We start from the raw sequence: 13,778 nt of genomic DNA on the forward strand, positions 1-13,778 counted from the left end.
ATGCATTCGTAGGATTTCAAGAAGCACGGAGTATCGGGAGACGTTAAACAAAAGGGCTCGGACCCGTTCCGTTAGAAAGACCGACCTCCACCCCTTGGTTAAGATGTGACGAAGGAATGATAGGGCTTGGACCCGTTGAGACATGGGAGTGAGAATCACTAAGGCGAAGTGGAGACGTGCAAATATGGAATAATTTGGGTGATTAATGCTCACCCTTTATTTCTGCATGCCCAATTCTCCTTTAACTGACTACCAGCTCCTCAAACATCTCTTTCTTCGAATTAAACAAGGGATGAAATCCTACGAATTCATGAGCTTGAGTGAGGAAAACGAATTATATTGAGGGAGTTTAATAATAAATTTAGATTACAACATTGAATTTGCTACCCTCTCGATTTCCTGATCATTAAGGGGCCTTCCTGTAAAATCTGTAATTATATACTGTATTCCTGAGTCAACAAAAGTTAAGCTTTTATAATCTCTAGTTAACATAACAGCGGGAACATTTCCTTTTAAAAATATTTTCTTAGCATAGGGAGCTCCATCATAATGATTAATACGATCGAATTTCTTATTCTCTTTGCTTATGCTTAATAATATTTGATCTCCTGTCTCAACACCATAATATCGAATTTCAATTTGCTCTTTACTGATATCATTTGTTTCAGTTTTTTTTATACTGTAAGGAATAAACGTAGGAAGAGTAATTTTTAACCCAGTCCGATTTTCATATGACTTGATTACTTTCTCTTGTGTTTGATCAAAGTTCACCCATTCATTATGCCCTAATGCGTTTATCATCACCATTAATACGATTACCACGCAATTAAACAATTTTGTTCCTCCTTAATAAAAACCAATGTGTTTATTAAGGTTACCCGAGCAATACTTATTATTCAGAGAGATAAAGTTTCGCACTAATTCGTTACGTTAACCTGCCCGTTAACTTAATGATTTAGCGGGCAGAGTCCGATTATACATATATCTAATCGGCAATCGGATCCTGTTCTTGCTCCAGGACAAAAGTAGATTTATAAAGGAGTATAACCGACAGGATCAAAATATGTGAACTTACACTAACTGTCCCACCAGTTAAAATGGCTGCTGAATAGGCTTAATGGTTGGATGAAGCCAAAAATTTACTTGTAAAAGCCACATTTTCCTTATAACATTCCTAGTGAAATACAATTATAAAGGAATGGTTTTGTGCCTGACTTAAATGATTACGGTAAACTAATAATTATATATTTTAATGAGGAGTGTATCTTAATTTGTCCTCATCATCCGGTAATTAAGGTAGACGGAGGGTTACTAGGATTTGGAGATGAAGGACCAGTTTCAGAATTAGAGCGCAATCCTTCTATTGAAAGGTTACAATATTCATTGTTAGAAAATTTTAATAATTCCAACCAGTATTTTCTCAATGAGTTTCCTAAACGTCTAGGAATTGAACAGTATTTAAAAGTAAAGAGTTACAGAGCAGCTACCAAAGATAAGAACATTGTAACGATTTTGTCTAGTACTTTTAAATATTCGATAAGTGCTCACAAAACTTTAAAGCCTAGCGTTTTTGTGCCTACTGAAACATTTGAGATAACTCAGGAAGAAGCAACTGACGAGCATCTTCTTGCTAAAAAAGTGCTTGAAGCAATGGAAATGTCTATTTAACAAAAAACACTCGTCTCCAAAATGAACTCAATTATCAATGTCTCCTACATTAACGAACATTGAGTTGTGTCCGTTGCTGGCGGGGTTTCTTTACCAGAAGCGGAGTTTCGATCATTGAAGTTAACCCAAAGGATAACACGAATGACAAGATTATATTTATCAAATGCAAACAGCTCGTAATTAGGTTGTTTTTGTTTTCCCAAAGTTGATGAACAGAATGTTGCTCTAATTAAACTAACATAACCTGCCCGTTAGCTTAACAAAATGAAAATAAAGAAAGCGTCTTCACGTCGCTCTTTTCTATCAGTTATGTAATTAATCGTAATCCTCGATATCAGCTCTGAGTTCCCAGAACATATTACTTTCTGGTGTAAGCTTGTTCCCTTTCATCCTGATCACCTCAGGACTTATTATATTACGAACATTAGTTCTTATCCAATGTATAATTTTTCTTTTCTAAAGATATAGAACACCCCAGCTCTGAAAGAACCGGGGCAAGTTGGTAATTAGATTTTAGTTATATAGATTACCGGCAACTGTTGTACCTTGGCTAATAAGATTTTTCATATTCAAGTAGAGCGGAATTCCAGTTGGCACTTCGCTACTTGTAAATGTATGGTAAAACCATTGTTCCGGAATTGATTGTTTTTTAGTACCCCAATAACTAATTTTAGATTGCGGATTAATCTCACCAACTACTCCATGTTTCCATATCGAATACATCATGTGAGCTTGTTTAGTATTGTGATCTGGTTCTTGCCATCCTTTGATTGAGATTGCGTTTGAACTGTAGGTACGTGTAAATATATTCGAAGAATTTTTTGCTTCTAATCCTTCAAGTGTTGATGCGTAGTAACTTATTGCAGCTCTTGAAGTTGGTACCGATACATCTGAATGATTAAAAGATGGTTTGTTGTTTTTATATACTTCGACCTGACTATTATCTCCCAATAATTCTAGAGGGCTAGTTCTTTCAAAGCTTGTACTAGTTTGTTCTAAAATCTCCCTTGCTTCAGGGTTATCCTTATCAAGCAAGATAATATTTTCAAGAACCACTGTCCATTCACCATTTATTACTTTAACAGGTACATTGTACGTTGGCAGTTTTCCGGAATTTGAGAAAGTTAGAGAAAGTTCTACTGAATATTCATTTTCATTTACTTCAGTTACATTTCCCACATTAAAGGAAATTAGCAGATCTGCGTTTTCTGCACTTTCATTTGCAATACTATTTTTAAGAATCTCATATGAAGAAGTAACAACTTTTAATTGTTCCTCTTCAGACCCCCATTTAATGTCTGTAGTCAACTCTGCAAATGTTGTTGCATCTAGATTTTGAGCAGCAGTATACGCCTTATTTACAGTTTCTATAACTTTTTGCTCGTTAGTAAGCTCACTTGCACTAGCTGTTCCACCAATAATCCCCATTAGAAGACTCATCGTGAGACCAATTTTTGCTACTTTTTTCATTCTTACTCCCTCTGTGTAATTTCTAAGATGTAAGTCTTTTCTAATATTATTACTTATTATTGGCAAAAGAAAAGACCTTTTCATATTAATGGATATTCGTATTAATTGTCTATCTTTTTATTTATCTAACATTCATTTCAATACTTAAGCATCAGTTTCATATTTACATATTGCTTAATAAAATAAACCCTCAAGCCCAATAATTGACGAAGAGGAAGCCAGAATGAAACTAATCACTGCCCAATACGAAGAGAAAGAAGACTATTATATTAATGAGCTAACCACAGAAGAGATAAAGGATATGATGGTCAACTTAAAAGAGAATTGGGCCCTGATCGAACCTGAAACGCAAAAGTTGCTCGTTCAGTCCATGTTCCGTCAGATTACAATAAAAAAAGAATCAGACAAGTGGAGCGTCGTTCAAATGCTCACTGTCTGATTCTTTTCCTTCATGGAGTTTCCTAAACGCCTTCAACATGATACTTTTCATTAAGTACCATCTTGGAGGCGAGGGGAGTCGAACCCCTGTCCGAAGATAACGCCACATAAGCTTCTACGGGTGTAGTCACAGTTTTGATGTCACCCGAGTAGCGCCCCGTAACCGGCTCTACGTTGGGTCAGCCTGTTTGTCTTCTTCAGCTAGCCGCAGGCGGAGACTAGACAGCGTATCCCACTAAAGTTGGGCCCTCATCCCGGTACATGGGCGATACAGAGCGAGAGCACGCACACAGGTTATTAAGCTGCGAAAGCGTAGTTGTTTTGTTGTTTGCCGTTTAATAGGCTTTAGCGTTGATGAAGCGGACGCGTCCCCACTACCCGCTACTCATGCTCGAACTATCCCCGTCGAATCCAAAAACGCCCCCTTGTTATAAAGGGCCTCCTGGATAGATCGGTTCAATTAGAGCACCAGTAGATCTATTCCGCATCCTTCCCCTCCATGGTGAAAGGATGAACTAGAAGCAATTGGTTGTACCAGAGCACTTGTTCTCTCTCGTACTTCCTTAGTATATCACAAAAGTATATATAATGCGACTTACTCTAACCTATAACTTGCAGGTAAACAAGGAGAGAGTTGGAAAGCGCGTCATACCTAACCTATCCTTATCAGCTACTTCAGAGCTGACTCAGACCCATGCATTTCATTCAACTCGATAGAAGCTAGGCTAAATTAAGTTACCTAGCAATCTTCTGCTTCTCGCGCAGTGCACGCTGGATATCACGCTGTGCATCCCGCTTCGCAGCTGTGTCACGCTTGTCGTACTGCTTCTTACCCTTACCCAGTCCGAGCAGCAGCTTCGCATATCCATTGCGGACATAAATCTTGAGCGGTACGATGGAGTACCCCTCCTGCTTCGACAGACCCAGCAGCTTGTTAATCTGCGCCTTGTGCAAGAGCAGCTTACGCGTACGCGTAGGATCTTCCGGATTATTGCGGTTCCCTTGCTCAAATGGACTGATATGCATGTTATGAATATGGATCTCGCCGTTCCGAATCGTCGCAAACGCATCTCCAATATTCGCACGTCCATTCCGCAGAGACTTGATCTCAGTCCCGGTCAGCACCATTCCTGCTTCATACGTATCCTCGATGAAATAGTCATGGGAAGCCTTCTTATTCTGCGCTAATACCTTGCCGTCATTCTTCTTCGCCATGTTCTCTTCACCTCTTCGTTATCGTAATGTAGCAAGCACTGACGGTTACTTCGTCTATAAGACATTGGGAAATAATAATCATTTCCGGACTTCATTGTATCAAATACTGTGATGAGAAATCAAGGTAACAAACCCCTATATGCGTTGTACCCCGCTGCCGACGGTTTGAAGCAATTGGAATTCTCCATCTCGTATTGTAAAAAGAACACTCGGCCCAAGCTCCGGCTGAGCCTCACTGTATATATTCAGTAGTCTCCAAGGATGAATAGATCCCATATTCCAGGCTTCCTCCATTGCGCACAATCTCTTGCGAACCAGTTGGCTGATCCCTTGAATCAGCATTTGAGCAGACCCGGCAAGCAGCTCAGGCTGATCGGTTAAATGAAGCTTTCCCGATTCCGTCAGCGTTACTCTTCCACCGATATGTGTCTTATAATCTCCTGCCGGTAAACCCGCCAAATGCGCTGCATCGCTGACGAGTATGGCCTTTTCCTTTTTCACGCGCATAATGACCTTCTGAACAGCATCCGGCAAATGAAACCCATCGGCAATAAAGCAGGTATGAAGCGAATCTGCTGCCAGCTGATCCCACAGGTAGTTAGGGTGTCTAGGAAGCATGAGATGGGCACCGTTGCCAAGGTGAGTAGACATAGCAGCCCCACATCTCACCGCATCCACAATCTGCTCACTGCTCGCCGCTGTATGACCTATGGATACAATGATTCCTTCTTGCACACACTGTTCTATAAAAGCATCACTGCAATCCCACTCAGGCGACATTGTTACGATCCGAATTAATCCATTCCCTGCTCTCTGCAGGCGCTGCAATAAACCAATATCAGGCGGGGTAACGAATTCTGCAGGATGCGCACCTCTCGGTCCATCCTCTCGCGAAATAAAAGGTCCTTCCAAATGAATGCCTGCAACGCTATTCTGCGTCACCTCATCCAATATACAAGCGGCAGCAATCGTTCTAATAGACTGGCTCATCGCTTCTTCGCTGTTTGTAATTACGGTTGGGCAATATTTTACGACACCAACGGCTTGTAACAGTCGAGTTACTTGATGAACCTGCTCTACAGTAAGCGCCGGGCTGTTAAAATCAATCCCCATATACCCATTAACCTGCAAGTCCACTAGGCCTGGAGCGAAATAGACCGTTCCACCCGCCACGTCAGCTATCTCCGCGAAACAGTCATCGGTCATCTCCACTTCAATTCGATTCCCCGTGGCATAATGCACAGCTTCCACATAACGTCCGTTATCCATCTGTAAAGGCCTCCTTCTCATATAAAAAAGCGTCTTAACGACGCTGGGTATCAGTAAGATACTTAAAGCAGTTAACGAAATAAGCTAAGGGAATGGCATACTGAGGTTTGTGTTTAATTGGGTTATATGCATGAATGCTTACTGTAGCAGCTTCCGTGGCTTTGGTATGCTTCTTTGAAGTCTGTATTGTGTATCTGTACGGCGCTTGTGTCAGAAAAACAGTTGTTTGAGCCTAGCAGTAAAGGTTTATGTGGATGCTTGAACGAACACATTTATTCTAGCCATGCTCACTCGCCACTTCTCCCCAAGCTTCCACATCCACATACAAAGTACACCTCTGGTGCGTACGCAAAATGCTGGCCGGGCAAGCCTCGCTAATCTTACCGTTCACAGTGCAGTATACCGCCTGCTTCTTTGTCGGTCCCGGCACCATGCAGAACAGCTCTGTTCCGGACATGAGTGCGGGCACCGTCAATGTAAGCGCATGGGTAGGTACTTCCTCGAAGCTCGGAAAACATCCATCATTCACCTGCTGCTGTCTGCACGCCTCATCGAGCTCCACCGGCCTCACCCAAGCTTTATCTGCAAAATCAGCCACCGGGGGATCGTTAAAGGCAATATGACCATTCTCACCAATCCCCATGAATACAAAGTCAATCGGTCTCTCCCTCAAGAGCACTTCATATCTGCGGCACTCCTCTGCCGGTTCTGCCGTCCCGTTTAGTGGGTGCCATGCATTTAGCCCAGGCTCTGCTAGACGTATAACACGCTCCTCTACAAACCTGGCAAAGCTTTGGTCTGCCGTACGGGACAACCCGATATACTCATCCATATGAAAAGCCTCTACTCTATCCCACTCCACATCGGCTGCTTCCATAAGCGCATGCAAAAATTCATTTTGTGAAGGAGCTGCGGCAAAAATAACTCTTACTCGTTCCTGTATGCGAAGCCGCTGCTGTAAAGAGCGAACTGCCTCTGCGGCAGCCGCCTTACCCATCTCTTCACGTGTTGCAAATACACGAACCTGCAGCTGATCTGCATGCGTTTGGAATATCGGTGTAATCATGAGCTCACTCACCTTCGTCCCCACCTTCCTCTTCAAAGAGCATAATCCTGATCCAAATTCGCTGATGCCCCTACACCAACGAAAAATGTTCCTTGAGCTTAATCTCCTGCTTCAGACGCGAGGAAGCATAGGTTCCCAGAATAATCTCCAACGAGTGCCTTCCCTCTGTTCCTGGAACAACGGGCGCACGACCTTCACGTACCGCATATGCCAAATCTCGAATTTGCTCCCGATGCCCATCCGGAATGACGGCAAAAGGGGCGAACTCCGGCAGCTTGCTCTCCGCTCCATCCAGTTCAAGCATCACGATATCATCCTCTTCTATAATCAGTGTTCCTTTCTCACCATACAGCTCAAGCCGCTGCCCCTTGCCTTTATAGGCGGTGGTCGTAATCTCCAGCACACCCATCGCACCGCTCTCATATTGGAGCAGGGAGGTTACGGTGTCCTCCACCTCGATATCACGCAGCACGTTTCTCGCTCTGCCCTCGATGGAAGCAACTGGACCCGCCAGCCACTGGAGCATATCCACGGTATGTATGCCCTGATTCATCATGGCTCCTCCTCCGTCCATTGCCCACGTTCCACGCCATCCGGCACTGTCATAATAAGCCTGGCTCCGATAGATCTTCACGTAGGCGGAACAGAGACTGAGCTTGCCAAGAGCACCGGAAGCAATGAGCTGTTTCGCATATTGCGCTTGCGGAGACATACGGCGGGGAAATACGGTGGCAAGCAGAACACCCGCCTTCTCACAGGCTTTAATCATGCGCTCTACGCCTTCCATCTGGATCGCCATCGGCTTCTCGACGAGGATGTGCTTGCCCGCTCTAGCCGCTCGAACGACCTGCTCCTCATGCAGCCCGCTTGGTGTGCAGATGGATACCACTTCAATATCCTGCCTGGCCAATATCTCATCCAGATCCGAGTATGCCGCCGCTCCATATTGTGCAGCGAATCGCGCGGCCTGATCCGGATTCACATCACATATCGCGACAAGCTCTGCCTCCGGTAGCTTTGCGATTTCACTGGCATGCACCTCTGCAATAATTCCACAGCCCACAATCCCATATCTCACAGGCCTCATTCCTGCTGACATAACCGCTCACCCTTTCCTTATATGTTCTTTCCCTGAGTAAACAAGGACCCGCTCTGCCTGCTCATCTGCCAGCAGTGTTGCTCCTGTAGCCGCCAAGAGATCCTGATGCGTAAATTCATGCGGCTTCCCCTTAATCCGGTTTAAAAAATCCTCCACGATGCGAACCGAAGGCGTACGCAGTGGTACTTGCCGCAAAGGCTCCTCATGCGTCATCACGAGTAATAGCTCCCCTTCACCATCCAACTTCGCTGCAGGATCACCTGCCAGCCGAATTTCGGCGCTGCCCAAGGTGCCTGTCACGAAGATCCGCCCATCTCCCCAAGTCCAGCATTTCTCCGGAGCATGCCAATCCGCATACAGCTGAGCGCTTACCCCGCCATCCAGCACGGTTTGGACCGCTGCTGTATCGTAGAAATCTGGATATTGTGGCAGTATTCTTTTTCCCATCGTTGCCTGAACGCTTTGAATCTCTTGTCCGGTCAGCCAGCGCAGCAGATCAAAGTCATGCACCAGCAAGTCGACAATAATGCCTCCCGACTCCTGCTTGTTGAAATGCCAGGCTGGACGGGTCTCCGGCCGAAGCCGATGCGGCTTCCGCATCGTGATACTAATCAACTCTCCCAGCTCGCCATCCAGTACGAATTCGCGCAGCGTATATAACGCAGGTCGATAACGCTCTGTTAACAGCATCCCAATTTGAATATTCCCTCTATTAATTAGCTCCTCAAGCTCGCTATACCCATTCGAGTTAACAACTGCTGGCTTATCCAGCATCAAGTGCTTGCCGTATTTTTCGCAATCCAGTGCGATCTGGAGCTTCTGGTTGTTGACGGCAGAGCTCCCAATCATCTGAACCTGCTCCTCTTCAAGGAGTTCCTTGCTGCTGCCTGCAAGCTCCAGCTGGTACCTCTCTGCCAGTTGAGCTGCCAGCGCCAGATCGCCTGGTTCAAATATGCCCGCACACGCATAACCCAGCTCCAGCATCTCCTCAATAAAAATCGAGATATGCGGATGCTGACAGCCAATCACCGCAAACTTCTCTGTCCTTCCCGATCCACGCAAGCCCCTTAAGGATGACATCAATCCCGCTCCTTCCATGAAGAGATTTTCGCAAAATGTCATGCTCAAATACTCCTAACTCTACTTGAATGACTCCACATCTCATCTTCATTCTCTACCTTCAATTGCACTTACCTTTCACCTCTGCCATCAATCTTTGAATCTCCTTCAAATCATAAGCGAGTCGTTCGACTGCAGGATAAGGAGCTGCACATTCCAGCGTAATCCACCCGCTATATCCGCTCTTATAGAGAGCGGCCAGCAGTGGAGCATGATCTACCTCACCTTCTCCCAGCCGGCACTGCATAAATGCCTCATTGCCATGACGTGTCAAATTCATGAACGATCCCTCTTCGCCTGCACTGTCGATTCTCTTCTCATCCTTTACATGAACATGGCGGAGAGCAGCCCCCAGCTCCTGAACAGACTCAGCCCCATAGTGGACATCGGAGATGTACATATTGCCCGCATCATGGATGAATCCCAGCCTGTCATCACCTGTTGATTCCAGCAGCTTCATAGCACTTGCGGCGTCCTCTGTCAGCGTCTGGTTATGAATCTCAATAAGGATCTGAACATCCGATTCGGACGCCTCTTCTACGCAGGCTCGCAAATGCCGGGCTGCCTGTTCATAATGATGATCGCCTGCCTTAAACGCATTCGGTCCACCCGGGAACACACGTACATATGGGACACCCATTACACTTGCGATCTGAATGAGCTGTCGAACATCTTCTAAGGCGGCCTTACACTCCTCCTCAGTTAAGTTGGAAAAGTACCCGACATATCCCGCTAATGCCGGAATGGCAAGATCCAGATCCTGTGCCCGCTCTCTCAACGCCCCCACTTCCTTAAGCGATATATCAAGCGGAAGATGAGGAGCGCGGCAGGCAATCTCAATACCATCAAAACCAAGCTCAGCCGTAATCCTCATTGCTTCCGGAAGGCTGTACTCGATCAGGGACCCACTGAAAGCCGCGATGGGAAATAAACGATCGTGAGGCTCCAACCCATCCTCCTGCCCGTCAGTACGTGACTGCCAATGAGCCTGCGGTGATAGCCAATGATTAGATAACGTTGTCTTGTCCCGACCATCTCGGCTTGCCTCATTATGATCCATCCTTACTCTCCCTCCTTATCACTTAATACCTGATGCCGTATGGTTCTGCACAAAGTACTTCTCCGCAAACAAGAATACGATCAGAATCGGGAGCAAACTCATCAGTGCCGCAGCCACCATCAGCTGCTCATTGCCAACCCATTGACCCTTCAGACCCAGGATGCCGATCGGAAGGGTAAACTTCTCACTGGAGCTCAAGTAGATCGACGGTGCCAAGATCTCATTCCATTTGGTCATGAACGTAAAAATAGAAAGGGTGGCGAGAGACGGCAGACTGAGCGGCATATAGATGCGCCAGTAGATTCGCAGCGGATTGGCTCCTTCCATCTTGGCTGACTCCTCATAATCTGCCGGTATACTGAGAAAAGCCTGCCGCATCAGGAAGATGCCGAACGGCTGAGCCAGCCACTCAATCACCCACAATGGTGTGAGGGTGTCCAGCATGTTCAACGAGTTAAAGATAATGAAATGCGGAATGATGATGACGACCGGAGGGATCATCATCGTACCGAGTACGAACATGAACAGGATATTTTTAAAGGGGAAACGGAGCCTGGCAAAGGCATACCCGACCAGAGAACAGGACAGCAGTGTGCCGACGACAGACAGAATCGCAACAATGAAGCTGTTCATCGTCTGTGTGCCGAAATCACCGAGCTTCAAGACCTCCGCATAGTTGGACCACTGAAAATCTTTAGGGAACCAGGTCGGCGGTACAGCGGTGTATTCCGCATACGTTTTTAATGAATTCAGAATCGCTTTGGCAAAAGGGACCAGCATAATGAGCGAGCTGAGAATGATGGCGATATAAGCCAGGATTTTACCCGACTTTTTACGAGAGGATTGCATGGATTGACCTCCTTCCTTAGGAAGACACTTCTTCTCATTAATGAGACCTTCTAGTTGTAATGCACCCACCGATTTTGCAGCTTCATCTGCACGAGAGTTAGGCTGAACAAGATCACGAACAGCACCCAGGCAATGGCCGATGCATAGCCCATGTGGAGGAACGAGAACCCTTCACGGTACAGATACAGCATAAGAACGAGACTGGAATCGCGCGGACCTCCTGCAGCAGCAATATCTCCCCCGCCTGTCATGACATAAATCTGCTCAAACGCCTGAAACGTAGAAATCGTGCTGAGAATGATGACGAGAAATGTAGTCGGCGAGATGAGCGGTACGGTGATGCTCCGGAACTTGCGAAGCGTACCTGCACCATCCATCTCCGCTGCCTCGTACAGCTCATTCGGGACATTTTGCAGACCCGCCAAGAACAACACCATGATGTACCCAATGCCTTTCCAGACGGCAATGATCACAAGCAGGGGAATAACCCAGTTTTCACTGTTCAGCCATTGCTGCGGCTCCAATCCCCACTTGACCAGCAGGGAGTTCGCGAACCCGAACCGGGGATTGAATATCGCATCCGCTACGTACAGAATAACGGTCCACGAGGAGATCACCGGTATAAAATGCGCCATCCGAAACCACTTGAGTCCCTTCAGCTTCTGATTCAGCATCACAGCCAGGACCAGAGCGAGAATCGTCTGGAGCGGCACAAACAGAATGGCAAAATAGATCGTGTTCCACAGTGACTTCCAGAACAGCGGCTCGTTAAACAGCTTGTTATAGTTCTCTGTTCCGATCCACTGCGGCGGGGTCAGCATGTCATAATCGGAAAAGCTGAAATACAGGGAGACAAGTAGCGGGCCGGCGACGAACACGATAAAGTGAATAAGATACGGGGACACCATCAGGAGTCCCCACCTTCCTTCAGATCGCAAGTATCGGCTGCGGCCCGCGGACTTGAGCTTCTGCCCTCTCTTGGGCACGGCCCTAGTCGGTTTGCTTAGTGTCATCCGCGGCAGCTCCTTTGGCTTCGTTATTTCTCATAAAATGCATCCAGCACATCCTGGATTTCTCCATTTGCCTTCGTTAGTGAATCATCCACCGTAGCATCACCAAGGAAGGCGCGCTCTGCATTCTCATTGAATTTGGATACCCACTCTTCCCATACGGCATTGGTATCCAGTGTCCCGGCAAATTCAAAGCTGTCGAGGAACGCCTGACGATTCGCAGGCTTCTCCCCTGCCATAAGGAATACGTCGGAGTTGGCCACTGACTTCTTGACCGGAACGGCTTCACCCAGCGCTGCCCATTCCTTCTGCACCTCATCCTCGGTAGCCCAGAACTTCATCCATTCCCACGCTGCAGCTGCTTTGGCTTCATCGGCTTTTGCGCTGATTACCCAGGAGTTTGCTATAACCGGGGCAAACCGCTTGCCATCCGGACCTGTCGGCAGCACGGTCACATCGTAATTCAGTCCTGCTTCATTCGCAGCCTGCACCCTGGCGTAAATACCGATCCGCATTGCGGCCGATCCGCTTGGGAACACGGCCATGGCACTCTGGAAGCTCTTCAGATCCACGGGATCAGTGAAGATGCCTTTTTGCATACCGTCCACGATCCAGTTCATCGCTTCCTTATTGCCATCGGAATCCACAATGGACTGTGTACCCGTCTCGTCAAGAATGCCGCCGCCAAATGACTTCAGTACCGTAAACCAGCCTTCTGTAATGCTGAAGAAAGTAAGTCCAAATTGACTGACGTTATTCGTATCGAATCCTTCCTCTGCCGCCACCTTGCCGCTGCCGTCTACCGTGAGCTTCGTCGCAGCTGTCTTCAGATCTTCCCAGCTCCATGCCTCTGTCGGATATTCGACTCCTGCTTTATCAAATAGGTCCTTGTTATAATACAGAACTCCGATCTGGATGCCTTGCGGAATACCCCAGTAACGCCCATCTGCATCCTTGTTAAATTCCAATCCGTAATAGTCATCCTTGTTCAGATCACGATCAATCCACTCCGTGACGTCCTTCAGCGTGCCTCTCTCCGCATACTTCATGACGAGCGCTCCGTCTGAGAGCCAAACATCCGGCGCTTTGCCTGCGGCAATTTGTGTATCAAGCTTCTGATAGAACTGTCCATACGGCGCACTTTGCGTATCTACTTTGATATGTGGAAACTTGGCGGTAAACTTCTCGATCAGCTCCTTCATCTTGGCGTCACTCTTTCCATCGGAGTAATATCCGAGAGTGATTTCTACTTCTTCCTGAGCAGCTCCCCCATTGTTCTCGGGATCAGTTCCAGCTACCTCACTGCTTCCCGTTGTTCCCCCTCCACTGCAAGCTGCCGCGAATACAGAGAACACAAGCAGCATACATACGAGTATGGACACCTTCTTATGCTTGACCATTTAACCGCCCCCCGCTATATTAGTTCCAATCCTATCTATATTGTAAATATTGTAAGTAAAGGTGGAATGGTTATTCCTACTCTAGTTGTCTTTTCCTGCACTCACCTTATTTTCA

Annotated in this window: 13 protein-coding genes and 1 other RNA gene; 2 read left to right on the top strand and 12 right to left on the bottom strand. The window is 46.5% G+C overall.

Going from position 1 to position 13,778, the window contains the following annotated elements:
* Positions 1–366: 366 nt before the first annotated feature.
* A complete protein-coding gene (locus BM415_RS23085) occupies positions 367–834 on the bottom strand; it encodes a hypothetical protein (protein WP_091161639.1) in 468 nt (155 codons plus the stop codon).
* Between the two features lie 372 nt (positions 835–1,206).
* Here BM415_RS23085 and BM415_RS23090 point away from each other — a divergent pair, with 372 nt between their 5' ends.
* Positions 1,207–1,668, top strand: a complete 462-nt coding sequence (locus tag BM415_RS23090; RefSeq protein ID WP_091161641.1) for a hypothetical protein — start codon at positions 1,207–1,209, stop codon at positions 1,666–1,668.
* 513 nt (positions 1,669–2,181) lie between these two features.
* On the opposite strand, the gene BM415_RS23095 is transcribed toward BM415_RS23090, so the two are convergent.
* Positions 2,182–3,138 carry a hypothetical protein gene (locus BM415_RS23095; protein ID WP_091161642.1) on the bottom strand — a complete coding sequence of 319 codons (957 nt, stop codon included), beginning with the start codon at positions 3,136–3,138 and terminating at the stop codon, positions 2,182–2,184.
* A gap of 223 nt (positions 3,139–3,361) precedes the next feature.
* Here BM415_RS23095 and BM415_RS23100 point away from each other — a divergent pair, with 223 nt between their 5' ends.
* Complete coding sequence (locus tag BM415_RS23100) at positions 3,362–3,577, top strand: hypothetical protein (protein WP_091161644.1); 216 nt, start codon at positions 3,362–3,364, stop codon at positions 3,575–3,577.
* A 62-nt stretch (positions 3,578–3,639) separates the two neighbouring features.
* On the opposite strand, the gene ssrA is transcribed toward BM415_RS23100, so the two are convergent.
* From ssrA to BM415_RS23150, 10 genes are all read right to left on the bottom strand, one after another.
* Positions 3,640–4,001, bottom strand: a transfer-messenger RNA (tmRNA) gene (ssrA, locus tag BM415_RS23105).
* A gap of 310 nt (positions 4,002–4,311) precedes the next feature.
* Positions 4,312–4,791: an SsrA-binding protein SmpB gene (smpB, locus tag BM415_RS23110; RefSeq protein WP_091161645.1), complete on the bottom strand. Its 480-nt coding sequence runs from the start codon at positions 4,789–4,791 to the stop codon at positions 4,312–4,314.
* Between the two features lie 135 nt (positions 4,792–4,926).
* Positions 4,927–6,060 (bottom strand): N-acetylglucosamine-6-phosphate deacetylase, encoded by a 1,134-nt coding sequence (locus BM415_RS23115; protein WP_091161647.1) that lies wholly within the window; start codon positions 6,058–6,060, stop codon positions 4,927–4,929.
* 277 nt (positions 6,061–6,337) lie between these two features.
* Positions 6,338–7,138: a glucosamine-6-phosphate deaminase gene (locus tag BM415_RS23120; protein ID WP_244533695.1), complete on the bottom strand. Its 801-nt coding sequence runs from the start codon at positions 7,136–7,138 to the stop codon at positions 6,338–6,340.
* Between the two features lie 58 nt (positions 7,139–7,196).
* On the bottom strand, positions 7,197–8,225 hold the full coding sequence (locus tag BM415_RS23125; protein ID WP_091161648.1) for a Gfo/Idh/MocA family protein: 1,029 nt from the start codon (positions 8,223–8,225) through the stop codon (positions 7,197–7,199).
* A gap of 6 nt (positions 8,226–8,231) precedes the next feature.
* The gene (locus BM415_RS23130; protein ID WP_244533697.1) at positions 8,232–9,347 is read right to left on the bottom strand and encodes a Gfo/Idh/MocA family protein; all 1,116 of its coding nucleotides are present in this window, start codon (positions 9,345–9,347) and stop codon (positions 8,232–8,234) included.
* A gap of 58 nt (positions 9,348–9,405) precedes the next feature.
* Positions 9,406–10,404 (bottom strand): sugar phosphate isomerase/epimerase family protein, encoded by a 999-nt coding sequence (locus BM415_RS23135; RefSeq protein ID WP_091161650.1) that lies wholly within the window; start codon positions 10,402–10,404, stop codon positions 9,406–9,408.
* An 18-nt stretch (positions 10,405–10,422) separates the two neighbouring features.
* A complete protein-coding gene (locus BM415_RS23140) occupies positions 10,423–11,253 on the bottom strand; it encodes a carbohydrate ABC transporter permease (RefSeq protein ID WP_091161651.1) in 831 nt (276 codons plus the stop codon).
* Between the two features lie 50 nt (positions 11,254–11,303).
* Entirely contained in the window at positions 11,304–12,266 is a 963-nt protein-coding gene (locus BM415_RS23145; protein ID WP_091161653.1) for a carbohydrate ABC transporter permease, read from the bottom strand.
* A gap of 23 nt (positions 12,267–12,289) precedes the next feature.
* Complete coding sequence (locus tag BM415_RS23150) at positions 12,290–13,663, bottom strand: ABC transporter substrate-binding protein (RefSeq protein WP_244533699.1); 1,374 nt, start codon at positions 13,661–13,663, stop codon at positions 12,290–12,292.
* Positions 13,664–13,778 lie beyond the last annotated feature (115 nt).

The sequence above is a fragment of the Paenibacillus sp. 453mf genome (assembly GCF_900116105.1).
Classification (GTDB): Bacteria; Bacillota; Bacilli; order Paenibacillales; family Paenibacillaceae; genus Paenibacillus; species Paenibacillus provencensis.

Excerpts from the sequence above, each read along its gene's own strand:
- BM415_RS23095 (WP_091161642.1), bottom strand. The coding sequence starts at position 3,138 with ATGAAAAAAGTAGCAAAAATTGGTCTCACGATGAGTCTTCTAATGGGG.
- BM415_RS23100 (WP_091161644.1), top strand. The coding sequence starts at position 3,362 with ATGAAACTAATCACTGCCCAATACGAAGAGAAAGAAGACTATTATATT.
- smpB (WP_091161645.1), bottom strand. The coding sequence starts at position 4,791 with ATGGCGAAGAAGAATGACGGCAAGGTATTAGCGCAGAATAAGAAGGCT.
- BM415_RS23115 (WP_091161647.1), bottom strand. The coding sequence starts at position 6,060 with ATGGATAACGGACGTTATGTGGAAGCTGTGCATTATGCCACGGGGAAT.
- BM415_RS23125 (WP_091161648.1), bottom strand. The coding sequence starts at position 8,225 with ATGTCAGCAGGAATGAGGCCTGTGAGATATGGGATTGTGGGCTGTGGA.
- BM415_RS23130 (WP_244533697.1), bottom strand. The coding sequence starts at position 9,347 with ATGACATTTTGCGAAAATCTCTTCATGGAAGGAGCGGGATTGATGTCA.
- BM415_RS23135 (WP_091161650.1), bottom strand. The coding sequence starts at position 10,404 with ATGGATCATAATGAGGCAAGCCGAGATGGTCGGGACAAGACAACGTTA.
- BM415_RS23140 (WP_091161651.1), bottom strand. The coding sequence starts at position 11,253 with ATGCAATCCTCTCGTAAAAAGTCGGGTAAAATCCTGGCTTATATCGCC.
- BM415_RS23145 (WP_091161653.1), bottom strand. The coding sequence starts at position 12,266 with ATGACACTAAGCAAACCGACTAGGGCCGTGCCCAAGAGAGGGCAGAAG.
- BM415_RS23150 (WP_244533699.1), bottom strand. The coding sequence starts at position 13,663 with ATGGTCAAGCATAAGAAGGTGTCCATACTCGTATGTATGCTGCTTGTG.